Raw genomic sequence first — 24,023 nt, 5'->3', positions numbered from 1 at the left:
GCATGCAAGACAACATTCACAACCTCACCCGCGGCACGGACGACATCATCATCGTCGGCGGCGGCCTTGCCGGACTGTTCTGTGCGCTCAAGCTTGCCCCCCGGCCGGTGACCTTGATCTCGGCCGCGCCGCTCGGACAGGGCGCATCATCCGCATGGGCGCAAGGCGGCATTGCCGCGGCCGTGGCCGAAGGCGACACGCCGGAAGCACACGCCGCCGATACCGTCGCCGTCGGTGGCGGCCTTGTCGACGAGGCGGTGGCGCTCGGCATCGCCCGCGAGGCCGCGCCGCGGATTCATGATCTCCTGGCCTATGGCGTTCCTTTCGATCGCGATCTCGAAGGCAGACTCGCCGTGGGACGCGAAGCCGCACATTCCGCCCGGCGCATCGTGCATGTGCGAGGCGACGGGGCTGGCGCGGCGATCATCGCGGCCTTGAGCCAAGCCGTGCGCCGCACGCCGTCGATCCGTGTCATCGAAGGTCTCGTCGCTGAAGCGCTCCTGACCGAGGGCGGTGCCGTGGCCGGCCTACAACTGCGTGAGGCCGTCAACTCGTCGGCGAGGCCGCTCCTGCTCGCCTCGCGCGCGGTGGTGCTCGCCACCGGGGGCATCGGGCATCTCTATGCCGTCACCACCAATCCGCTCGAGGCCAGCGGATCCGGCCTCGCCATCGCGGCGCGCGCCGGTGCCATAATCGCCGACCCCGAATTCGTGCAGTTCCATCCCACCGCCATCAGGATCGGACGCGATCCCGCACCGCTCGCCACCGAAGCGTTGCGCGGCGAAGGGGCAACGCTGATCAACGGCAGCGGTGAACGCTTCATGGCGGCGCGCCACCCGCTGGCGGAGCTCGCGCCACGCGACATCGTCGCCCGCGGCGTGTTCGCCGAGATCGCGGCCGGTCGCGGCGCATTTCTCGATGCGCGCCAGGCGCTGGGCGCGAGCTTCGCCGACAAATTTCCGACCGTGCATGCGAGCTGCGTCGCCGCCGGGATCGATCCAGCGACGCAAATCATCCCGATTGCGCCCGCCGCACACTACCACATGGGCGGCATCGCGGTGGACGACCGCGGCCGCAGCTCGATCGACGGGCTCTGGGCCGGCGGTGAGGTGTCGTCGACCGGCGCGCACGGCGCCAATCGGCTCGCCTCGAATTCGCTGCTCGAGGCCGTGGTCTACGCCGCACGAATTGCCGACGACATCGCCGGTCGTGCGCTGTCCTCGCCTGCCCGCCTTCCCGACGCACCGGTCGCACCGCGCGGCGGCGCGCCGGATGCCGCGGTCGTGCAGCGATTGCGGGCGATGATGAGCGCGCATGTCGGCGTGGTCCGCGAGGGCGACGATCTCACCGACGCCGTGCACCACTTCGCCGCGCTCGAACGCGAGGCTACGAGCATCACGCTCCGCAACATGGCGACGTCGGCCCTGCTCGTCGCAGCCTCGGCCTGGAGCCGGCGCGAAAGCCGCGGCGCGCATTTCCGCTCCGACCATCCGGCCGAAATCCCTGCGCTGGCGCAGAGAACGATGACCTCGCTCGCCGCGGCGCGCGAGATCGCAGAAAGCCTGAGCCCGTTACCGCGCACCCGCCCCATGATCGCCTGATGGAGTCCCCCATGATCACCCCGACCTCATTGCTTAACCCCGACGCCTTCCTTTCGCCGCTCGTCATCGACGAAGCAGTGCAGCGCGCGCTCGACGAGGACCTCGGCCGCGCCGGCGACATCACTTCGTTCGCGACGATCCCGGAAGCGACCAAGGCGCAAGCCGTGCTGGTCGCGCGCCAGTCCGGCGTGATCGCCGGCTTGCCGCTGGCGTTGGCGACATTGCAAAAGCTCTCGCCCGACATCGAGGTGCGCGCGCAGATGCGTGACGCCGCACGCGTTGCCCGCGGACAGCAGTTGCTGACGATCACGGGGCCCGCGCGCGCCATTCTCACCGCGGAGCGGACCGCTCTGAATTTCGTCGGCCGCCTGTCGGGCGTAGCCACGCTCACGGCGGATTATGTTGCGCGCACCGAAGGCACGAGAATGCGCATCTGCTGCACGCGCAAGACCACGCCGGGCTTGCGGGCGCTGGAGAAATACGCGGTGCGGTGCGGCGGCGGCTTCAATCACCGCTTCGGTCTGGACGACGCGATCCTGATCAAGGACAACCACATCGCGGTCGCCGGCGGCGTCAGTGCGGTGCTGGAGCGCGCCCGCGCCCATGCCGGCCATCTCGTCAAGATCGAGATCGAGGTCGACACGTTGGCGCAACTGCGCGAGGTGCTCGACACCGGGCTGGCCGATGCCGTGCTGCTCGACAACATGGATGTTGCGACATTGCGGGAGGCCGTACGGATCAACGAGGGCCGCCTCAAGCTGGAGGCGTCCGGCGGCGTCACGCTGGACTCGATCGCGGCGATCGCGGCCACCGGCGTCGACTACGCATCGGTCGGCGCTCTGACCCATTCGGCACCGAACTTCGACTGCGCGCTGGATATCGAGGCGTGATTGGAGCGCCGGCGCCTCCGCAACGTCATGGCCGGGCTTGTCCCGGCCATCCACGCCTTAGCCACGCGGTACGAAGAACGTGGATGCCCGGGACAAGCCCGGGCATGACGACTTTCTACCTTCGCTCGTTCACGCCCATCTCCGCGGAGCTCTTGGCTTCCTGCGCGAGCTCGGCGGAGAGCGCTGCGGTCTGCGCGGGCGTGCCCCAGCTCGGCACCTCGCTGCCGTCGCCCCAGGCGCGCGGGCGGTAGAAGGTGTGCACGCCGGTCTTGTACATCTTCTTCATCTCGGCGACCCAGGACGGACGCACCCAATAGGCGTGATAATGCGTGGACTTGCCGACCTCGGGCAGCCAGATCTGGCCGTCAAGCGTGGCCTTCGCGATCTTCTTGGCGCGCTCCCACATCTCGGGCTCGCGGATCACGTCGGCATTGTTGTCGCAGGCAAAGGTGAACTGGCAGGCGAGATGACGGTGCTTGTTCTGGTAGACCGCTCCGCACACGGTATCCGGATATTTGCCGGAGAACACGCGGTTCATCACGACTTGCGCCACCGCCATCTGGCCGCGGACGGCCTCGCCGCGGGACTCGAAATAGACCGCTTCCGCGAGGCACTTCTCGGACTTCGCGCGCGACTTGTCGTCGAGCGCGAGCCGTTCCGCCGGTGATCTGGTGCGCTGGTTGTCGGCGTTGACCTCGCCCTTCGGCGCGACGCTCTCGCCGCTCTCGATATCCTTGGCAATGTCCACTGTGGGCGGCGACAGCGAGGCCGTCACCTTCATGTCGGGGTCGGGCATCACGATCAGCGGCTCGGCGCCGGGCTGCCAGCTCTCGATGCTCTCGAGATTGCCGCCGAGCGAGGAGCTGCCGAAGAACAGGTTCGAGGTCTTCACGCGGAAAGGATCGCGCGCCGGCGCAGCCGGAACAGTCGCTTGCTTCAGCACTTCGAGGGGCTGGACCGCGAACGCGCGCGCAGCGTCGCTGGCTTGCGGCGGATTGGCATATTGCGGCAGCGGCGGCGCGCGCAGCGCTTCCTGGAGCTCGGGGTCGAGCGCGGCCGCGGACTCCGGCGACATCGCCTGTGGCAACGCGGCGGTCTTGGTGCCGAACACCGAGCTGTTCGACGTCGCGGGATCTTCCTGCGCCGGTGCCGCAGCTGGCGCGGCCGTCTCGGGAGCCTCGGTCGGTGTGACGGTTGCGAGGCGATCACCCTTCATGGAGCGATCGACCTTGGGAAAGTCGGAAGCCTGGTAGCGCGGCGCAGTCTGCAGCGCCGGATTGCGGCTGATCGCGCCAGTGACGTCGCGGCCATCGAGGCTCGCCAGACGAACCATCGTGCTCTGCGGAACGGAGGTGCCGATGGGGCGCGAGAAACTGTAGGTGGCGAGCTGTATCGAGGACGCCGCGGAGAACACCTGCTTCTGCCAACGCTCGGCGACGCCGGGTTGCCGCGCCAGCAAAGAGGCAATGTCCTGATAGCCAGTCTCTCTCGGCATCAATGCGAAGATGCAGAGACCGATGCCGAAGGACGCGAACCGCGCGCCCTTCGGATGGTTACGCAACACTGACATCGTTACGCTCACGCTACGCTTACGCCAGAAAAATCGAGCCGCAGTACATCCGTGCAATTCGATCTTTATCGTAAGTATCTAATTTAGGTTGCCGGGGCGTTAATCGGCGTTGCGCGTCCAGCACACTCAAGCGAACACAGGTGTTTTCACGGGGTGATCGCGCACGGTGGTAAACACGTCCTCACGCGAAGCGGTAAACAACCGGTCAACGCGAATGGTGAAGGAACTCTTGCTGACGCGTATCATTACGGGACGCGTGGTGCTGCGCTCGCAATGACGGGTAGAGAGAGCGTTGCTTCAAACGAAAAGAGGCGGAGCTCTCGCCCCGCCTCTTTCATTCCAGCATTTTAGTTCTTCTTACGCCTGGCTTGCGATCGCCTTGCCGAGCGCGGCTTGCGCGGCGGCGAGCCGGGCGATCGGCACGCGGTAGGGCGAGCACGACACGTAGTCGAGGCCGATATTGTGGCAGAAGGCGACGGAGGCGGGATCGCCGCCGTGCTCGCCGCAGATGCCGACCTTGAGCTTCGGGCGGGTCTTGCGGCCGCGCGCGACGCCGAGCTTGACGAGCTCGCCGACGCCCTCCTGGTCGAGCGCCACAAAGGGATCGACCGAGAGGATGCCCTTCGTCACGTAGGGACCGAGGAAGCTCGCCGCGTCGTCGCGGCTGATGCCGTAGGTCGTCTGCGTGAGGTCGTTGGTGCCGAACGAGAAGAACTCGGCCGACTGGGCGATCTCGGCCGCGAGCAGGCAGGCGCGTGGCAGCTCGATCATGGTGCCGACCTGATAGGCCAGCTTGGTGTTGGTGTCGCGCATCACCGCCTGCGCGGTGGCATCGATCCGCGCCTTGACGAGATCGAGCTCCATCTTGGTGGCAATCAACGGCACCATCACCTCGAGACCGACGGCCTTGCCGGTACGCTTCTCGGCCTCAACCGCGGCCTCGAAGATCGCGCGGGCCTGCATCTCGGCGATCTCCGGGTACGCGATCGCGATACGGCAGCCGCGGAAGCCGAGCATCGGATTGAACTCCGAGAGCTCACGGGCGCGGTCGGCGAGGCGCCGCGGGTCGGTGTTCATGGCACGTGCCACTTCCTCGACCTCGGCATGGGTGTGCGGCAGGAATTCGTGCAGCGGCGGATCGAGCAAGCGGATCGTGACGGGCAGGCCCTTCATGATCTCGAACAGCTCGACGAAGTCGGCGCGCTGCATCGGCAGCAGTTTTGCGAGCGCGGCGCGGCGCGACTGCTCGTCCTCGGAGAGAATCATCTCGCGCACGGTGCGGATGCGGGTCTCCTCGAAGAACATGTGCTCGGTGCGGCACAGGCCGATGCCTTCGGCGCCGAACTTGATCGCGGTGCGCGCATCATCAGGCGTGTCGCCATTGACGCGGACGCCGATCTTGCGGACCTGGTCGGCCCAGGCCATCAGCGTGCCGAACTCGCCGGAGAGCTCCGGCTCGATCATCGGCATGCGGCCGGCCAGCACCTGGCCGAGCGAGCCGTCGATGGTGATGACGTCGCCGGTCTTGAAGGTGCGCGAGCCGATGCTCATGGTGCCGCGGCCGTAATCGACGCGGATGGTGCCGCAGCCGGAGACGCAGGGCTTGCCCATGCCGCGCGCGACCACCGCCGCGTGCGAGGTCATGCCGCCGCGCGTGGTCAAAATACCTTCGGCGGCGTGCATGCCGTGGATGTCTTCCGGGCTGGTCTCGATGCGGACCAGGATGACCTTGCGTCCGTCGGCCTGAAGCTTGGCCGCTTCATCCGAGGAGAACACGATCTCGCCGGAGGCCGCACCCGGCGAAGCCGGCAGGCCGGTCGCGATCACGTCGCGCTTGGCGTTGGGATCGATGGTCGGATGCAGCAGCTGATCGAGCGAGGCCGGATCGATGCGGGTGACCGCTTCCTTCTTGGTGATCAGGCCTTCATTGGCGAGCTCGACCGCGATGCGCAGCGCCGCTTTCGCGGTACGCTTGCCGCCGCGGGTCTGGAGCATCCACAGCTTGCCCTGCTCGACCGTGAACTCCATGTCCTGCATGTCGCGGTAGTGCTTCTCGAGCAGCGTGTAGATCCGCGTCAGCTCCTTGAAGGCCTCCGGCATCGCCGCTTCCATCGACGCCTTGTCTGAGCCCGACTCTTTCCGCGCTTCCTCGGTGATGTCCTGCGGCGTGCGGATGCCCGCCACCACGTCCTCGCCTTGCGCGTTGATCAGGAACTCGCCGTACAGCTTGCTCTCGCCGGTCGAGGGGTTGCGGGTGAAGGCAACGCCGGTCGCCGAGGTCTCGCCCATGTTGCCGAACACCATGGCCTGCACGTTGACTGCGGTGCCCCAGGACTCCGGAATATCGTGCAGCTTGCGGTAGGTCACCGCGCGCGCGTTCATCCAAGATGAGAACACGGCACCGATCGCGCCCCAAAGCTGGTCGTGCGGATCCTGCGGGAATTCCTTGCCGGTCTCGCGCGCGACCGCGTCCTTGTACTTGCCGACCAGCTCGACCCAGTCGTCGGCGGTGAGGTCGGTGTCCAGCGTGTAGCCCTGGCCGTCCTTGAAGGTGTCGAGGATTTCCTCGAAGTGATGATGCTCGAAGCCGAGCACCACGTCCGAATACATGGTGATGAAGCGACGATAGCTGTCATAGGCGAAGCGGCGATCGCCCGACAATTCCGACAGCGCTTCCACGGTCTGGTCGTTGAGGCCGAGGTTCAGCACCGTGTCCATCATGCCCGGCATCGAGGCACGCGCGCCGGAGCGCACCGAGACGAGCAGCGGGTTCCTGGTGTCGCCGAACACCTTGCCGGTCAACTTGCCGACATGGTCGAGCGCCTTCTCAACCTGCGCCTGCAACTCCTTCGGATAGGATTTGCCGTGGGCGTAGAAGTAGGTGCAAACCGAGGTCGGGATGGTGAAGCCGGGAGGCACGGGAAGGCCGAGATTGGCCATCTCGGCGAGGTTGGCGCCCTTGCCGCCGAGCAGGTCGCGCATCTCCGTCCGGCCCTCGGCCTTGCCGTCACCGAACGTGTACACCCATTTGCCGGCCTTGATGGCTGCTGGCGCCATCTTGGCGGGCGCAGCCTTCTTCGGCGCGGGCTTCGCAGCGCTCTTCGGCGGAGCCGCCTTGGTCATAGCCTTTGCCGCCGGCTTTGCAGCGGGCTTGGCAGCAGGCTTTGCAGCGGGCTTGGCGACCGGCTTCGGCGCGCTCTTGGCCAGCGCCTTGCGGGCCGGCGGCGCGGCCTTAGCGGCGGCGGAGGACTTTGATTTCGCTGGGATTTTCGCCGGGATTTTCTTGGGCTTCGAGGCGGCTTTGGCCATAGCTTGCACACAACCTGCGAGAGGAATGGGAATTCGCGGGCCTTACACCATTTTGGGCGGGCCCGCGCAAGTCGGACAGTTCCGGAAAATGAACGCCTAGAAGCGGAGCCACTTCAGGAGCCCGAGCCCGATCGCGCCGTTCACGATGAGGAAGATCGCGACGATCAAGTTGAGGAGCCGCGGCATGATCAGGATGAGCACGCCCGCAATCAACGACAGGATCGGCGAAATGTGGGCGACGGTGATGTGCATGAACTATCTTTCTGTGGAGGGTAAGGCGAATCGCGGGCGGATCATAGCCCTCCCGGTTCCGCGAGTAGAGACGCGCAACAGGCAGTGCGAGTTCCGGCACCCACGAAAACTGCCTGAAATTGCCGCGAATGCGGCGGGCCTTTTCCCGGAACATTGCGAAGGGTGCATGCATTGGCCAATCGGCTGCGCCACTGGCGCGTCCGAAAATAAAATCACGTCGAAGGAGTTGTCCATGCGGAACAGGATTCTTGCTGTTGCAGCGCTCGCGGCCGCGATCGGCTCGCCCCTTGCGGCGCAGGCGCAAAGCGGTGTCACCGTCGGACGCGCGCCCGCCGTGGTCGACAGCGAGCCGACCATTGCGACCGACCAGCGGCCGGCCTTCCGCGACTATGTCGTCGAACAACGTGTGCCGCCCTTCCGGATTCCGGATCGCGTGGTGGTCGGCGCCACCTTACCCGAAAGCGGCGTCACTTATTATGACGTGCCGCAACGCTTCGGCGCCACCACCTATCGCTACACCGTCGTGAACGGCGAGACCGTGCTGGTCGAGCCGCGCTCGCGCCGCATCGTCGAGGTGCTGAACTAGCACTGATCGACAACGAGCACTGATCGACTCGATGTCCGGCGCGTCACTTCAATCAGGCTGGCGCGAGCAGTGTAAATCGGACATCAGGCCCCGCCCGGTCTTCCCCCCGCCGGGCGGGGCACTTTTTTGCGCGACTTGTATTTGCACTCTCGTGTCCCGGGCAAGCGAAGCGCGACCCGGGACCCAGAAGCTGTGAGCACGCCGCAAGCATGGGCCCCGGCTCTGCAGCGCACCGCCAAGAGGCGCTGCGCTGCGTCCGGGGCACGAGAGCCGCAATACCGCGCCTCAATCCTGGATCTTCGAGAAATCCGCTACCGCCCGCGTAGCGCTGCGGATTTCGTTCAGCAGCTTCAGGCGGTTCTCGCGCACCTTCGCATCGTCGTCGTTGACGCGGACCTTGTCGAAGAACGCATCGACAGGCGGCCGCAATTTTGCCATCGCGCTCATCGCGGCGGCAAAATCTTCCTTGGCGACGGCAGCGCTTGCTTCCGTTTTCACCTCGCCGATCGCCTTCGCCAGCACCTTCTCCTCAGCGAGGCTGTAAAGCGCAGCATCCGGCGCGCCGTCGAAATTGCGCTTGTCCTTTTTCTCCTCGATCGCAAGGATATTGCTGGCGCGCTTGGTGCCGGCGAGCAGGTTCTTGCCGTCGTCGGTTTCGAGGAATTTGCCGAGCGCTTCGACGCGACGGACGATCATCAGGAGATCATCCTGGCCGCCAAGCGAGAACACGGCATCGACGAGATCGTGACGTGCGCCTTGATCGCGGAGCTGGACTTTCAGGCGGTCGGCGAAGAAGGCGAGCAGGTCGCTCGGAAGCTTCTGCGCATCAGCCGGCTTCACCGACAAGCCGGTGAGCGCGGACACCGCCACCTTCATGAGCGACAGACGCAACGCGTTCTCGGCGATCAGCCTGATCACACCCAGCGCCGCACGACGCAGCGCGTAGGGGTCCTTGCTCCCCGTCGGCTTCTCGTCGATGGCCCAGAAGCCGACGAGCGTATCGATCTTGTCTGCAAGTGCGATGGCGATGCTGACCGGATCGGTCGGCACGCGATCGGCGGGGCCTTGCGGCTTGTAGTGCTCCTCACAGGCCGCCGCGACGGAGGCATCCTCGCCCTGAGCCAGCGCGTAGTACTTGCCCATCAACCCCTGCACCTCGGGGAATTCGCCGACGACCTCGGTCAGCAGATCCGCCTTGGCAAGATGTGCCGCGCGCGTCGCCTTCGTGACATCGGCGCCGACCAGCGGCGCGATCTCGGCAGCGAGGCGCTCGATGCGCTTGATGCGCGCGGCCTGCGTCCCGAGCTTCTCGTGGAACACGATCTGCTCGAACTTCGGCAGGCGATCTTCGAGCTTCGTCTTCAGATCCGTCTCGTAGAAGAATTTCGCATCCGACAAGCGCGGACGGATCACGCGTTCGTTGCCTGATACGATGACCTTGCCGCCATCGGTCGCCTCGATGTTGGCGGTGAGAACGAACTTGTTGGTCAGCTTGCCCGTCTTGGCATCCTTGACCACAAAGCACTTCTGGTTGTTGCGAATCGTCGCACGGATCACCTCGTCCGGGATCGCGAGATATTCCGCCTCGAACGAGCCCATCATGACAACGGGCCATTCGACGAGGCCCGAGACCTCGTCCAGCAGCACCTGATCCTCGACCAGCTCAAAACCCTGCGCGAAGGTCAGCTCCTTGGCGTCGGCAAAGATGATGTCCTTGCGCGCCTGCGGATCGAGGATGACCTTTGCAGCCTTCAGCTTCGCTTCATAGTCCTCGAAGCGGCGCACGGAGATTGCGGCGGGCGCCATGAAACGATGGCCGTAAGTGGTCTGGCCGGCCTCGATGCCGTCGACCTCGAACTTCACGACATCGGGTTCTTCCGTCTCGAGTCCGAAGGTCGCGGTGATCGCATGCAGCGGACGCACCCAGTTGAGCGAGCCGGGCTTGCCCGAGCGCGCGCCCCAGCGCATCGATTTCGGCCAGGGGAAAGTGCGGATAATCACGGGCAGGATTTCCGCGAGCACCTCGATCGCATCGCGGCCGGGCTTTTCGATCAGTCCGATGTAGAAATCACCCTTGGGGTCGCGCTGGATCTTGGCTTCATCCAGCGATTTCAGACCGGTCGCTTTCAAAAAGCCCTGCACGGCCGCATCGGGCGCGCCGATTTTCGGGCCGCGGCGTTCGGTCTTGAGGTCGGGCTGGCGCGCGGGGATGCCGTGCACGGTGAGCGCAAGCCGGCGCGGCGTCGCGAACGCCTTCGCGCCTTCGTAGACGAGGCCCTCGGCAACGAGCTTGTCGGTGACCATACGGCGCAGATCGTCGGCCGCCTTCCCTTGCATGCGCGCAGGGATTTCTTCCGAGAACAGTTCAAGCAAAAGATCGGGCATCAGGCCGCTCCGCCCGCTTCAGTGTGGATCCAGGCCTCGCCGCAGGCTTTTGCCAATTCGCGTACGCGCAAAATGTAGCTCTGCCGCTCCGTCACCGAGATCACGCCGCGCGCGTCCAAGAGGTTGAAGACATGGCTCGCCTTGATGCACTGGTCATAGGCGGGCAGCGCCATCAGATGCGCTTCGCGCTTATCGTCCTTCCAGCCCGCGTCGAGATATTTCCTGCAGGCGGCTTCCGCCATCTTGAATTGCTCGAACAGCATCGCGGTGTCGGCGACTTCGAAATTGTGCTTCGAATATTCGCGCTCGGCCTGCAGGAAGACGTCGCCATAGGTCACCTTGGCGTCGCCGTCGCGGCCGTTGAAATTGAGGTCGTAGACGCGGTCGACGCCCTGCACATACATCGCGAGGCGCTCGAGCCCGTAGGTGAGCTCGCCCGCGACCGGCGCGCATTCGAAGCCGGCCACCTGCTGGAAATAGGTGAACTGGCTGACCTCCATGCCGTCGCACCAGCACTCCCAGCCGAGGCCCCAGGCGCCCAGCGTCGGGCTCTCCCAATCGTCCTCGACGAAGCGGATGTCGTGCACGGCGGAATCGATGCCGATCGCGGCGAGCGACTTCAGGTACAGCTCCTGAAGGTTCGGCGGCGACGGCTTCATGATCACCTGGAACTGGTAGTAGTGCTGCATCCGGTTCGGGTTCTCGCCGTAGCGGCCGTCCTTGGGCCGGCGCGAGGGCTGCACATAGGCGGCGTTCCAGGGCTTCGGCCCGAGCGCGCGCAGCGTGGTCGCCGGATGGAAGGTGCCCGCGCCCATCTCCATGTCGTAGGGCTGCAGAATCACGCAGCCCTGCTCGGCCCAGAACCGCTGGAGCGCGAGGATGAAGCCCTGGAACGACCGTTCCGGGCGCATATGGGCGGGCAATGAGGCGTCCATCGTCAGATCAGGCTCTCGCGGGGGGTTTTGAATCGCGCGGGACCGTATCGACGGCGGGGGTGGGAATCAAGGCAAAGGGGGCGGAATCGGGCTTAACGACTGCCGTAGGGTGGGCAAAGGCGCACTTGCGCCGTGCCCACCATCTTTCTTTCCGTGATTGCGATGCTGGTGGTGGGCGCGCTCCGCTTTGCCCACCCTACGGCACCTTCCGTGTGGCGCTATCTAACCCGGCCGGTAGGCTCCGGTCACGGGATCACGTTTCAGCGTCTGGATGTTCCCCACATGGGCTGCTTCGGCGACGCGCGACAGGCGCATCTCCTCCAGCTCCTGATTGATCCGGACAGCGGTCTTGTAGGCCCAGCGGACCACGGCAAGCCCACCCAGGACGCCCGCAAAAGCGACGAACGGCGGCATCGGTCGATCCTTGTTGAGTGCTCAGCCCCCGCGTGCATTCTTGCGCAGATGGGCTTGCGCCGCAATCGGCAGGCCGAGGGACCAAATGGCGCGGGAGGGCGGCGCCTAGAACCCGAATTTCGCCCAGATTGCCCGCGTCTCGACCGCCGAGATCAGCTCGTCCGGCAAGCCGGCCACGGATTCCAGGCCCAAAAGCTGGCCCGCGCCGGGCGATTTCCGGCCCAGGAGACCTGAGAGCAAACCGGTCGGCTGAGCAATCACGGGGGTGAGAACCTTCTCGCCGTAGCGGGCACGAAGAGTTGAGCGGAGATCGCCGATGCTGTCGGCCAGCCCCAGCGCGACCGAACTCTCGCCGGCCCAGTATTCGCCGGTGAACAGGGTATCGTTGTCGCCCCTCAGCCGCGCGCCGCGACTGTCCCTTACCAGCGAAATGAAGATCTGGTGGATCTCGCGCTGGAGCGCCTTCAGCTTGGCGACGTCGTCGGGATTCTCAGGGAGGAACGGATCGAGCATCGCCTTGTGCGCCCCTGCGGTGTACAGGCGCCGCTCGATGCCGAGCCGCCTGATCGCCTCCTGGAAGCCGAAGCTGCCGCCGACCACGCCGATCGAGCCGAGGATCGAGGACGGATCGCAGATGATCTCGTCGCCCGCGCAGGCGATCATGTAGCCGCCGGAGGCCGCGACGTCCTCGACGAACACCAGCACCGGCAGCTTCTTCTCCGCCGCGAGCTGCTTGATGCGCAGATAGATCTGGCGCGACTGCACCGGCGAGCCGCCGGGCGAGTTGATCACCAGCGCTACCGCCTTGGCGTTCCGATACGAAAACGCCCGCTCCAGCACGCGCGCGACGCCCGCCAGCGTCATGCCCGGACGCAGCGGCGTCACCGCACCGATCACGCCTGAGAGCCGCACCACCGGCACCACTGCCGTGCCCGGGCGGAACCGCGCCGGAAGATATTGCATGAGCTTGTCGGCCAGGCCGGAACTCTCACGATCGTTCAAATGTTCGGCCATGCCGTTACCTCTGTTTAACCATTTCTTATCACGCGACTGTCATTGGAAGTGCCTGGAACGTGTTTTGCAGATTTCCCGTTGGGAGGCTGCAATGAGGCAGCGGAGAACGCCATGAAAATCTACCTGCTGATGCTGCTGATCGGTGCGCTGTTCATGGCGATCCGCCTGACGTCTCCGCAAGAGCAGCAGTCGGAATCGCTTCCGCAGTAAGCCGTCACCGTTCCACCAGCGGCAATGCCGCTCTCCCCTCCAAAATCTCGTTCGTCTCGTTTTTAGGCACGCGTGACTCGTTGTTGAGCATGAGGCCCGGCAGCAATCGCGTCGGGCCCCGGCCGCCTTTGACCGCACGCACCAGCACGCGGATCGCGGGCCGGCCCGCCTCGCCGTGAACGGGCAGGATCGCGAGGCTGCCGAAGCCGCGCGACAGCGCCGCCAGCACATCGGCGATGCCATCTGCACGCCAGATCAATGTCAGCACACCATTCGATCGGAGGATGCGCCGCGCTGCATGCACCCACGCATGTAGGGTCTCCTCCGTCGCCACATGCGCGGTGTGACGCGCCTGATCCGGCGAGCCGCGATGCCGGGCCGGATCGTTGAATGGCGGATTCATCAGCACTACGTCGACGCTGTCGGACGACAGCCCGTTTGCCGCAAAGGCCTGCGCGTCGGCTGTGACGTCGAGCACGATGGTTTCGGCGGCAATCGCATTCGCCGCCGCGTTGTGGCGCGCGAGCTCGGCCAACTCGGGATCGATCTCGACCAGGCTGAGCCTGACACCGGGAATGCGCCGGGCCAGTGCCAGTCCGGCCGTGCCGATACCGGCGCCGAAATCAACCACGCGATCCCCTGCCCGGGCCTCGGTCGCCGCCGCAAGCAGGATGGCATCATGCCCGGCGCGATGGCCGGACCGCTTCTGCCTCAGCCGCAACTGCCCCCCGAGAAAGGCGTCCTCGGTAATATTTGCGGCCTCACTCATCGCCGCGCAGTTCGTGGCTGAGTCCGGCCTCGGTAAGGAGGTCCCTGGCCTCCTGGGCGTCGTCCTCATGAACCAGGATCCGCCGCGGCAAGATGCCGAGCGAGCCCTCGATGATGCTCATGTTCTGATCCAGCACCAGATGATGGATGTTGGCGCCATCGAGCAGCGCGCCGATCGCCGACACCAGCACCATATCGTTGGTTCGAACCAGTTCACGCAAAACGCAGGTCTCCTGCCTGAAAGAGGCTAAAGCGGCAAATGTCAATGGTTCCGCGGCACTTGCCGCATCCGCTGCCAGTTTCTATTGTCTTTCCGTCAGAATAGCCCTTCCGGGGCAAATATTGGAGACCGGCGTGGCCGTCATCGTACCTTTCGAAACTCCCGGCGCGTCGATCGAAGAGCTGGTTGCCCTTGTCGCCCCTGATATGGAGCGCGTCAACGCCACCATCTTGTCGCGGACCGGGTCGGACGTGACCATGATCCCGGAAGTGGCCAACCATTTGATCTCCTCCGGGGGCAAGCGGTTGCGGCCGATGCTGACGCTCGCCATGGCCAACCTCGCCGGCTACACCGGCGACGGCCACATCAAGCTCGCAGCAAGCGTCGAGTTCATGCACACCGCCACCCTGCTCCATGACGACGTCGTCGACGAGAGCGAGATGCGCCGCGGCAAGCTGTCGGCGCGCATGCTCTGGGGCAACGAGGCGAGCGTCCTGGTCGGCGACTTCCTGCTCGGCCAGGCTTTCCGCATGATGGTCGAGGTCGGCTCGCTCCGCGCGCTCGACATCCTCTCTGCGGCCGCCGCCACCATCGCCGAGGGCGAGGTGATGCAGCTCGCCGCCGCCAAGAACACGGCGACCACCGAGGATGAATATCTCGCCGTGATCCGCGGCAAGACCGCCGAGCTGTTCGCCGCCGCCTGCGAAGTCGGCCCCGTGATTGCGAACCGCCCGAAGGCCGAGCAGACCGCCTGCCGCTCGGTCGGCATGAATCTCGGCATCGCCTTCCAGCTCGTCGACGACGTGCTCGACTATGGCGGCAAGAGCGCAAAACTCGGCAAGAACACGGGCGACGATTTCCGCGAGGGCAAGATCACCCTGCCGGTCGTGCTGGCGTTCCGCCGCGGCAACGACACCGAGCGCGCCTTCTGGATCCGCGCGCTGGAGCGCGGCGAGATCGGCGATTCCGACCTCGACCACGCCATCGGCCTGATGAACAAGCACCGCGCGCTCGAGGACACGCTGAGCCGCGCCCAGCACTATGGCGCCATGGCGGTGGACGCGCTGGCGCTGTTCCCCTCCTCGCCGATGAAGAGCGCGCTGGAGCAGGTCGTGGCGTTCTGCCTGGCGCGGTCGCATTGAGCGCTTTGGCCTTATAGGTCATCCATTCGCACTCTCAGCTCCGTCATCCCTGCGCAACCGCGAAGCGATTGTCGCTGGAAGCGCTCGCGCAGCGAGCCTCGAAGGATGAATCGGCCGAGATGCATCCGGGCCGTTCGCCCTTCGAGGCTCGCTCCGCTCGCACCTCAAGGGGACGGTGATAGGCAGCTGCGCTCGCAATGACGGAGTGCGCTGCGACGACGTAACTCCCTCTCGTGTCCCGGACGCGCGCAGCGTGAAACGTTGCTGCGCAGAGCCGGGACCCACGCAACACGAGCGCCCCTCAGCAACATCGGCCCGGCTCTGCAACGCACCGCACCGGGCGATGCTTCGCATCGCCGGGGGCGCTGCGCTGCGTCCGGGGAAGAGCGGTTCCGGACGCGGCCGCCGCACATCGCATCTCCGAATGCATCTTCTCGACACGAAATCGCTGCGCGCCCAGTCACTTGCATTTTGCAATCCACTCTCCTACCTTCCGTCCCATGCAGCCCAAATCCCCTTCCATCCAGGAATGTCCGGTCGGCCGCGCCGTGGAGACGGTCGGCGAATGGTGGAGCATTCTGATCCTGCGGGATGCGTTTCAGGGCGCGACGAAATTCGACGAGTTCTCGCAAAGCCTCGGCATCGCGCCGAACATCCTGTCGCGGCGCCTTGCCCACCTCACCGCATCAGGCATGTTCGTCCGCCGCCGCTATCATGAACGCCCGCCGCGCTACGAATATGTGCTGACGGACAAGGCGCGGGATTTCTTTCCCGTGATCGTGGCGCTGCTCGCCTGGGGCAACAGGCATCTCGCGCCGAAGGGCGAAGCCATCCTGCTGGCGAACCGAAGTGACGTTCGCCCGCTCGATCCGGTCGTGGTCGACGCCGCCGACATGCAGCCAATCACGCTCGCCAATGCGGTCGTCATCGCTGGTCCCCGCGCCAGCCGCGGGATGCGCAAGCGCCTCGTTTCGCTCAAAGCCATGAACCCGGCCGTTGCGCCGGCTGGAGACTGACATGCGTCGTATCGTCGTGACGGGAATGGGGACCGTGTCGCCGCTTGGATGCGGCGTCGAACTCTCCTGGCGCCGGCTGCTCGCCGGCCAGAGCGGGTTGCGCCCGCTGCCCGAATGGGCGCAGGCGCTGCCGGCGCGCATCGCCGGCCTCGTGCCCGAGAAGGCCGATGATTCCGAGGGCGGCTTCGATCCGGCGCAGGCGGTCGCGCCAAAAGACCAGCGCAAGATGGACCGCTTCATCCTGTTCGCGCTGCTCGCCACGGCGGAAGCGGTCGCGCAGGCCAAATGGACGCCGCAGGACGCGCGCGCGCTGCAACGGACCGCAACGATCATCGGCTCCGGCGTCGGCGGATTCCCGGCGATGGCGGAGGCGGTGCGCATTACCGAGCAGCGCGGCGTGCGCCGGCTCTCGCCATTCACGATCCCTTCGTTCCTGGCCAACCTCGCCGCCGGCCACATCTCGATCAAATATGGCTACAAGGGCGCGCTGGGCACACCGGTCACCGCATGTGCCGCCGGTGTCCAGGCCATCGGCGATGCCGCGCGCATGATCCGCGCCGGCGAGATCGACGTCGCGATCTGCGGCGGCGCAGAGGCCTGTATCGACATCGTCAGCCTCGGCGGCTTTGCGGCGGCCCGCGCGCTGTCGAGCGGCTTCAACGACGAACCCGCGCGCGCCTCGCGCCCGTTCGATCGCGACCGCGATGGTTTTGTGATGGGCGAAGGCGCCGGCATCCTGGTGATCGAGGAGCTCGAGCATGCGCTGGCGCGCGGCGCGACGCCGATCGCCGAGATCGTCGGCTACGGCACGACGGCGGACGCCTACCACATGACATCAGGTCCGCCCGATGGCGACGGCGCCCGCCGCGCCATGGAGATCGCGCTCCGGCAGGCGAACCTTGCGCCTGCGGATGTGCAGCACCTGAACGCCCATGCGACCTCAACGCCGGCCGGCGACGAGAGCGAGCTCGGCGCGATCGGCGCGTTGTTCGGCCGCAACCTCGGCATTGCCGTCAGCGCGACCAAATCGGCCACGGGCCATCTGCTCGGCGCCGCCGGCGGCCTCGAGGCGATCTTCACCGTGCTCGCTTTGCGCGACCAGATCGCGCCGCCGACGCTCAATCTCGAAAACCCCGATGCCGGCGCTGATGGCATCGACATTGTCGCCGGCACCGCGCGGCCGATGCCGATGCAGCATGCCATCTCCAACGGCTTTGGCTTCGGCGGGGTGAATGCCAGCGCAATCTTCCGCCGCATGGACTAAACGAGGGGCCTTAACCAGAAGCCTTGTAACCAGAAGACTTGCAATCGCGGTACGCTGCGCTACGAAACCAGGATGATCGAAACGAATTTCTGGCTATTCCTGGCCGCAGCCTGTCTCATTGCCGCAATTCCCGGCCCCGGCATCTTCTACGTCGCGGCACGGACCTTGTCCGAAGGACGGGCCAGCGGTTTCGCCTCGACCGCGGGCACGGCGCTGGGCGGACTGGTTCATGTCGTGGCGGGCAGCCTCGGCATCTCCGCAATCATCCTTGCGAGCGCGGAATTATTCGCTGCCGTCAAGTTCGTCGGCGCACTCTATCTGGTCTGGCTCGGCATCAAGACTTTCCGTAGTGCCGGCCGCGCGCTGCCGCTCGAGAGTGAACCTGTCGGCGACAAGCGCGCGTTCCGCGACGGCGTGCTTGTGGAGGCGTTGAACCCGAAGACCGCCGCGTTCTTCCTCGCCTTCATTCCGCAATTCCTCGATCCCATGGGATCCAGCCCCACGCTGCAATTCATCATGCTCGGCGCAATCTCGGTGGCGCTGAACACGCTCGCCGATATCGTCGTGGTGCTGATGGCCTCCGCGACACGCACGCAGCTCGTTGGTAGGCCGCATCTGATGCGCCGCCTGACCCAGGGCTCCGGCGTGTTCATTGCTGGCCTCGGCCTCTCGCTCGCACTGGCGCGGCGGCCGGCGAATGGATAGCGCCACGATGCTCGCCCCGCAAAGCCGCACCTATGAGTCTCATAGCCTGCGGCTGCATTACGCCGATTGGGGCAATGAGAGCGCACCGCCTCTCATCCTGGTCCATGGCGGCCGCGATCATTGCCGGAGCTGGGACGTCATCGCCCGGTCGTTGCAGCCGCATTTTCACGTGCTCGCACCCGACTTGCGCGGTCACGGCGATTCCGATTGGACCAGGGGCGGCAGCTACGCGCTGACCGAATCGCACCATCGCAGCGCCTCAGGTGACTCTCATCGGCCATTCGATGGGCGGCATGGTGAGCCTGATCTTTTCAGGGTCATTTCCTGAAAAGGTCTCGAAGCTGGTCGTGCTCGACGGCGTGACCATGTTGCCGGATACGCCGAAGCCGCCGGCGCATGAGCGCATCGGCAAATGGGTCGGCCAGCTCGACAAGCTGCATGACCGCACACCCCGCCGCTATGCGACCCTTGAGGACGCGGCGGCGCAGATGGTGCTTCACAACAAACGTCTGTCCCGCGACCTCGCGCTGCATCTCGCCACGCACGGCGCCCGGCAGAACGAGGATGGCACCTATAGCTGGAAGTTCGATCCCTATCAGCGCGCCTCGGCGCCGCACCGGCTCTGGCCGGACGATCACGTCGCGCTGTGGTCGCGCATTACCTGCCCGACGCTGCTGTTGAACGCCGCTGAGAGCTTTCTCGCCGGCGCCAGGGCCGCGGGCCTGGAGCGTTATTTCCCGCAAGCGCGCGTCGAGACCATCTCAGGCGCCGGACACTGGCTGCAGCACGACAAGCCGCAGGAGGTGTTGGGCGAAATCCGGCGGTTTCTCGGGCTGGCAGAGCACGGCGCCGGCTAGCCCCGCTGCGGTAGGGTGGGCAAAGGCGCGACAGCGCCGTGCCCACCGTGCGTCGAGATTGCGCGCATGAGTTGGTGGGCACGCTTCGCTTTACCCACTACGGCACCATCGTTGCGGAAAGTCCTAGCTCAACGTCCCCGCATGCACCCACCAGCCGGGATGGTCGCGGCGGATCTTTTCGGCGGCGGCGTGCGCCGCGGCCGAGGCGCCATAGATCGCAAAGCACGTTGCGCCCGAGCCGGACATGCGGGCGAGCTTGACGCCGGCGGAAGAGCGCAAGGCTTCCAGCACCTCGCCGATGACAGGTTCGATACGCAGCGCAGGCGCTTCGAGATCGTTGGCGACGGTTTCGAGAACGTCGACCCAATCGGCAATCGACCCGCCCTCCTCCGGCCAGGCCGGAGCTCCGAGGACCGATGTGGCGCCGACCAGCAGTTCGCCGTTGCGCAGGCCCAATTCCCTAAACACGTCCTTGGTGGCAACAGGCACGCGCGGATTGACCATCACGCAAGGCATGCTCGGAAGTGCGAGCGGCAGCAGCTGCTCGCCGACGCCGGTCATGTCGCAGGCGCGGGAGAAAAGGCACACCGGCACATCGGCGCCGGTCGCGAGCGCGACCTTCTGGAGCCTGGGATCATCGAGCGACAGATTGTTGAGACGCGCCAAGAGCCGCAGCGCCGCAGCCGCATCGGCAGAGCCGCCACCAATGCCGGCCGCAACCGGCAGCACCTTGTCGAGCGCGAACGCGCCCAGCTTCAGGCCCGGCACGGCCTCGGCCAACAGCTTGGCGGCCTTGAGCACGAGATTGTCGGCGGCATCGCCGCAGGCCTCGGCCAGCGGCCCGGTGGTGGTGAGCTTCAGCTCGCCGCCCGGCTCCAGCGTGAGCCGGTCGGCGCAGTCGGCAAACGCGACCACGCTTTCGAGATCATGATAGCCGTCGGCACGACGGCCCACGACGCGAAGGCTGAGATTGACCTTCGCCCGCCCCTCTTCAATCAACGCCGACATCGGCGACACGCCCCCAACTTCACTTGTTCGTCGCGCATGATCTTATCGGAAAACCGCTTCACACTTTTCCGGATCATGCGCCAGCCTAGCCGCCCTTGCCGTCGTCCTTCTTCTTCTCGGCCTGCGCGGCCGAAGAGTTCGAATTGTCGTCGGCGAGGCCATTGGCAATCTTGGCCTCGATCTTCGGCAGCTCTTCCGGCTCGGGCTTGAGATCGCGGGCGTGCGACCACTGGAATTTGGCTTCCAGCGTGCGGCCGACGCGCCAATAGGCGTCGCCAAGGTGATCGTTGATGGTGGGATCCTCGGGCTTGAGGTCGATCGCGCGCTCGAGATTCTTCACCGCTTCCTCGTAATTGCCGATGCGGTAATAGGCCCAGCCGAGGGAGTCGACGATGTAGCCGTCGTCGGGACGCTGCTCGACGGCACGCTTGATCATCTTCATGCCTTCGTCGAGGTTCACGCCCTGGTCGATCCAGGAATAGCCGAGATAGTTGAGGACGTGCGGCTGGTCGGGCTGCAGCTCGAGCGCCTTCTTCATGTCGGCCTCGGCCTTGGCCCACTGCTTGGAGCGCTCCTGGCAGATGCCACGATAATAGTACCAGACGCTGTTGGCCTTGTCGTTGCCGGCCGGCAGCACGTCGACGCCTTGCGAATAGGTCGCGCCGCAGTCGCCGAACCTCTTGCGGCCGCGCTCGATGTTGCCGAGCGCTATGATGGCTTCGAGGTCCTTGGCATCCTCCGTGGTGACACCCTTGAGGATCTTGATCGCCTCGTCGGTGCGGTCGGCGGAATCCAGATCAATGGCCAGCTGGATCTGCGCGTTGCGCTTGAGCGGCGAACTCGACGGCACACGCTCATACACCTTGATCGCCATCTGCGGCCGCTTCACCGATTCGTAGAGATCGGCGAGCGAAAGCAGCGCCAGCGGATGCGTCGGCTGGAGGTAGAGCGAGAGCTGGAGATAGACCAGCGCCAGATCCTCGCCGCCGCGGCGGGTCAGCGTGGCGCCGATGCCGTAGAGCGCTTCGGCGGCGCCGGCCTGGGCGGAATCGACGAGCGGCGGCATTTTCTTGCCGGCTTTGGTCTCGCGCAGGCCTTCCTGGATCAGCGGATGACGCGCGAGCTTCTTGTCGAAGGCCTGATAGACGGTGGTCGCGGCGGCGGAATCCTTGTTGCGCGACAGCCAGCGCGCATAGGCCTCGCTCACGCGCAGCATGGAATCGTCGAGCTTGTAAGCGCGCTCGAAGCGGGTGCCGGCGTCCTTCTCCTTGCCGGAAAGCTCGAGGATCATGCCGGCGTGAAGGTCCTTGAACAGCGGATACCATTCGGGACCTGCCAGCTTGTCGATGGTGGCGACACCGCCCTTGGCATCGCCCGCACCGTAGGCGGCCCAACCCGACAGCAGCGTGGCGACGAGATCGGTGATCGGACCGCGGATCGACTGGTTGATATTAGTCTGCGCGGCCGCGTACTTTTTCACCTTGAGATCATGCACGCCGACGACGAGACGCGCGACGCGGTTGGTCTTGTCGATGGTGAGGACGCGCTCGGCGAGCTTGACCGCCTCCTCGATGTCGCCGTCGGCGACCGACGAGATGAAGGCGCGGTCGAGCAGCTCGTTGTTCTTGGGATCGGTGCGGAGGGCCGAGCGGTAGAACGCGGCGGCAGAGGCCGCGTCGCGCTCGACGCTGGCATGGCGGGCGGCGAGATAGCTGCCGGCTCCGGTGAGCGACTTCAGATCGTTTCGGGTCGGAAACTGCGCCGCCGTGTTCTCCGGGTGATCCGGCGTCTGCGCCAGGACCCCGCCGGGGACGGTCGCGATCGCTGTGCCCATGAGGGCGATGGCGGCAACAGTCCAGCGGTTGAAACGATTTGAAAACATCAGGGCTCGCCTTGAGTTGGTAGTGCCTGGGTTTGCAGCAGAGGGCCGTATCGCATGCGAACGCGGCCGGTGGCATCGGGACCCGGAACCGTCGGGCCGACAATGCCGCTTTTGGCGCTTCGCCGCAAGGATTCGGGCCGGACGATCCCCCTCCGCACGCCCCAAATCGGCCAAGTAACCGGTCCGGAGCAGCCCCAAGACGCCGCTACTATGGCCTTATCGTGGCCGCGACCGGTGGTCGCGGCCTCCTCCTCACGCGAACGTGCGCCGGATCACCTTCGGGATCACGCCTCTTGCTTGGCCCCGCTCTACATCGCCTCGTAGTTCGGACCGCCGCCGCCCTCCGGGGGAACCCAGGTGATGTTACCGTTGGGATCCTTCACGTCGCAGGTTTTGCAGTGAACGCAGTTCTGGGCGTTGATCTGGAAACGCGGGCTCGATCCCTCCTCGACCCACTCATAGACGCCGGCGGGGCAATAGCGATTCGAGGGACCGGCGAACACGTCATGCTCGGAGGTCTTCTGCAGGTTCATGTCCGTGACCTTGAGATGGACCGGCTGGTCCTCCTCGTGATTGGTGTTGGACAGGAACACCGAGGACAGCTTGTCGAACGAGATCTTGCCGTCCGGCTTCGGGTAGTTCTTCGGCGCGTGGCTCTTGGCCGGATCGAGCGTGGCGCGATCGGGCTTGGCATGCGACAGCGTGCCGAACAGCGAGATGCCGAACAGCTGATTGGTCCACATGTCGATTGCGCCGAGTGGCACGCCGAGGAAGGTGCCGAACTTCGACCACAGCGGCTTGACGTTGCGGATCCTGAAGAGGTCCTTGCCGACCGCGGAATCGCGCCAGGCGTTCTCGTAGGCGAGGACCTCGTCGTTGGCGCGGCCTTCGGCGAGCGCGGCGGCGAGATGTTCGGCCGCGAGCATGCCGGTGCCCATCGCGTTGTGGACGCCCTTGATGCGGGGGACGTTGACGAAGCCAGCCGCGCAGCCGACCAACGCGCCGCCCGGGAAGGTCAGCCGCGGCACCGATTGGTAGCCGCCTTCGGTGATGGCGCGCGCGCCATAGGCGAGACGCTTGCCGCCCTCGAACACGTCGCGGATCGAGGGATGGGTCTTGAAGCGCTGGAATTCATCGAACGGCGACAGATACGGATCGTCGTAGTTCAGATGCACGACGAAGCCGACCGCGACGCGGTTGTCGTCGTAGTGATAGAGGAAGGAGCCGCCGCCGGTGGAGTTGTTGAGCGGCCAGCCGAAGGAGTGCTGGATCAGGCCTTTCTTGTGCTTGGCCGGATCGATCTGCCAGACTTCCTTGAGGCCGATTCCGAACTTCGGCGGCTCGCTCTTGGCGTCCAGTGCGAACTTCGCGATCAACTGTTTCGACAGCGAGCCGCGCGCGCCTTCGGCGAACAGCGTGTACTTGCCGAGCAGCTCCATGCCGCGGGTGTAGGAATCCTTGTGGGTGCCGTCCTTGGCGATCCCCATGTCGCCGGTCGCGATGCCCCGCACCGCGCCCTTGTCGTCATAGAGCACCTCGGTCGCGGCAAAGCCCGGATAGATCTCGACGCCGAGCGCTTCCGCCTTCGGCGCCAGCCAGCGGCAGACATTGCCGAGCGAGCCGATGTAGCAGTGATGATTGTGCATCAGCGGCGGCATCGCGAAGTTCGGCAGCTTGATGCGGTTGTCGCCGAACATCCAGTAGAAGTGGTCGTCCTTGACCTGGGTCTTCAGCGGACAGTCGGCATCCTCGCGCCAATCGGGGATCAGCTTGTCGAGCGAGATCGGATCAATCACCGCGCCGGAGAGAATATGCGCGCCGACTTCGGAGCCCTTCTCGACGACGACGACGTTGAGATCGGCGTTGAGCTGCTTCAGCCGGATCGCCGCGGCCAGGCCCGAGGGGCCGGCGCCGACGATGACGACGTCGAATTCCATGGATTCGCGCGGGGGAAGTTCTTCGGTGCTCATCTGATCTCAGCCCTTGAGACGGTCC

Annotated in this window: 19 protein-coding genes and 1 pseudogene; 8 read left to right on the top strand and 12 right to left on the bottom strand. The window is 65.6% G+C overall.

From position 1 onward, the window contains the following. Positions 1-2: 2 nt before the first annotated feature. Positions 3-1,601: an L-aspartate oxidase gene (locus tag IVA81_RS16170; protein ID WP_247319800.1), complete on the top strand. Its 1,599-nt coding sequence runs from the start codon at positions 3-5 to the stop codon at positions 1,599-1,601. Between the two features lie 11 nt (positions 1,602-1,612). Continuing rightward, positions 1,613-2,491: a carboxylating nicotinate-nucleotide diphosphorylase gene (gene nadC / locus IVA81_RS16165; protein ID WP_247319798.1), complete on the top strand. Its 879-nt coding sequence runs from the start codon at positions 1,613-1,615 to the stop codon at positions 2,489-2,491. A 115-nt stretch (positions 2,492-2,606) separates the two neighbouring features. On the opposite strand, the gene IVA81_RS16160 is transcribed toward nadC, so the two are convergent. From IVA81_RS16160 to IVA81_RS16150, 3 genes are all read right to left on the bottom strand, one after another. After that, the gene (locus IVA81_RS16160; protein ID WP_247319796.1) at positions 2,607-4,061 is read right to left on the bottom strand and encodes a cell wall hydrolase; all 1,455 of its coding nucleotides are present in this window, start codon (positions 4,059-4,061) and stop codon (positions 2,607-2,609) included. A gap of 357 nt (positions 4,062-4,418) precedes the next feature. Next, entirely contained in the window at positions 4,419-7,370 is a 2,952-nt protein-coding gene (gene ppdK, locus IVA81_RS16155; protein WP_247319794.1) for a pyruvate, phosphate dikinase, read from the bottom strand. A gap of 96 nt (positions 7,371-7,466) precedes the next feature. Beyond that, complete coding sequence (locus tag IVA81_RS16150; RefSeq protein WP_008562090.1) at positions 7,467-7,622, bottom strand: DUF3096 domain-containing protein; 156 nt, start codon at positions 7,620-7,622, stop codon at positions 7,467-7,469. Between the two features lie 232 nt (positions 7,623-7,854). On the opposite strand from IVA81_RS16150, the gene IVA81_RS16145 reads away from it, so the two are divergent. After that, complete coding sequence (locus IVA81_RS16145; RefSeq protein ID WP_247319792.1) at positions 7,855-8,208, top strand: DUF1236 domain-containing protein; 354 nt, start codon at positions 7,855-7,857, stop codon at positions 8,206-8,208. A gap of 285 nt (positions 8,209-8,493) precedes the next feature. Here IVA81_RS16145 and glyS read toward each other — a convergent pair whose 3' ends face one another. The 6 genes from glyS to IVA81_RS16115 all read right to left on the bottom strand — a co-directional run bounded on the left by glyS (position 8,494) and on the right by IVA81_RS16115 (position 14,155). Further along, a complete protein-coding gene (glyS, locus tag IVA81_RS16140) occupies positions 8,494-10,593 on the bottom strand; it encodes a glycine--tRNA ligase subunit beta (RefSeq protein WP_247319790.1) in 2,100 nt (699 codons plus the stop codon). Further along, entirely contained in the window at positions 10,593-11,528 is a 936-nt protein-coding gene (locus IVA81_RS16135; protein ID WP_038948278.1) for a glycine--tRNA ligase subunit alpha, read from the bottom strand. Before IVA81_RS16135 ends, glyS begins: the two co-directional genes overlap by 1 nt. Before the next feature lie 222 nt (positions 11,529-11,750). Beyond that, entirely contained in the window at positions 11,751-11,942 is a 192-nt protein-coding gene (locus tag IVA81_RS16130; RefSeq protein ID WP_246929943.1) for a hypothetical protein, read from the bottom strand. A gap of 105 nt (positions 11,943-12,047) precedes the next feature. After that, positions 12,048-12,956: a S49 family peptidase gene (locus tag IVA81_RS16125; protein ID WP_247319788.1), complete on the bottom strand. Its 909-nt coding sequence runs from the start codon at positions 12,954-12,956 to the stop codon at positions 12,048-12,050. 214 nt (positions 12,957-13,170) lie between these two features. Next, positions 13,171-13,935 (bottom strand): methyltransferase, encoded by a 765-nt coding sequence (locus IVA81_RS16120; RefSeq protein WP_247319785.1) that lies wholly within the window; start codon positions 13,933-13,935, stop codon positions 13,171-13,173. Beyond that, a complete protein-coding gene (locus IVA81_RS16115; protein ID WP_247319783.1) occupies positions 13,928-14,155 on the bottom strand; it encodes a DUF2007 domain-containing protein in 228 nt (75 codons plus the stop codon). Before IVA81_RS16115 ends, IVA81_RS16120 begins: the two co-directional genes overlap by 8 nt. A 133-nt stretch (positions 14,156-14,288) precedes the next feature. Here IVA81_RS16115 and IVA81_RS16110 point away from each other — a divergent pair, with 133 nt between their 5' ends. From IVA81_RS16110 to IVA81_RS16090, 5 genes and pseudogenes are all read left to right on the top strand, one after another. Continuing rightward, positions 14,289-15,296 (top strand): polyprenyl synthetase family protein, encoded by a 1,008-nt coding sequence (locus IVA81_RS16110; RefSeq protein ID WP_026202916.1) that lies wholly within the window; start codon positions 14,289-14,291, stop codon positions 15,294-15,296. Between the two features lie 500 nt (positions 15,297-15,796). Next, positions 15,797-16,312 carry a helix-turn-helix domain-containing protein gene (locus IVA81_RS16105; protein WP_247319781.1) on the top strand — a complete coding sequence of 172 codons (516 nt, stop codon included), beginning with the start codon at positions 15,797-15,799 and terminating at the stop codon, positions 16,310-16,312. A 1-nt stretch (position 16,313) separates the two neighbouring features. After that, a complete protein-coding gene (gene fabF, locus IVA81_RS16100; protein WP_247319778.1) occupies positions 16,314-17,576 on the top strand; it encodes a beta-ketoacyl-ACP synthase II in 1,263 nt (420 codons plus the stop codon). Positions 17,577-17,648: 72 nt separating this feature from the next. Beyond that, entirely contained in the window at positions 17,649-18,281 is a 633-nt protein-coding gene (locus IVA81_RS16095) for a LysE family translocator (RefSeq protein ID WP_247319776.1), read from the top strand. A 7-nt stretch (positions 18,282-18,288) separates the two neighbouring features. Then, positions 18,289-19,138, top strand: a pseudogene (locus IVA81_RS16090) (alpha/beta hydrolase). A gap of 123 nt (positions 19,139-19,261) precedes the next feature. Here the strand turns inward: IVA81_RS16090 and IVA81_RS16085 are convergent. The 3 genes from IVA81_RS16085 to IVA81_RS16075 form a co-directional block, all read right to left on the bottom strand. Further along, positions 19,262-20,146: a 4-(cytidine 5'-diphospho)-2-C-methyl-D-erythritol kinase gene (locus IVA81_RS16085; RefSeq protein WP_247319775.1), complete on the bottom strand. Its 885-nt coding sequence runs from the start codon at positions 20,144-20,146 to the stop codon at positions 19,262-19,264. An 85-nt stretch (positions 20,147-20,231) separates the two neighbouring features. Then, entirely contained in the window at positions 20,232-22,028 is a 1,797-nt protein-coding gene (locus IVA81_RS16080) for a tetratricopeptide repeat protein (RefSeq protein WP_247319773.1), read from the bottom strand. Positions 22,029-22,336: 308 nt separating this feature from the next. Beyond that, complete coding sequence (locus IVA81_RS16075; protein ID WP_247319771.1) at positions 22,337-23,998, bottom strand: electron transfer flavoprotein-ubiquinone oxidoreductase; 1,662 nt, start codon at positions 23,996-23,998, stop codon at positions 22,337-22,339. Positions 23,999-24,023 lie beyond the last annotated feature (25 nt).

Origin of the sequence: Bradyrhizobium sp. 141 (assembly GCF_023074055.1) — a bacterium.
In the GTDB taxonomy this organism is placed as follows: Bacteria; Pseudomonadota; Alphaproteobacteria; order Rhizobiales; family Xanthobacteraceae; genus Bradyrhizobium.
Note: the sequence above shows the minus strand (reverse complement) of the source record. Positions and strands in the feature narration are given on the sequence as shown.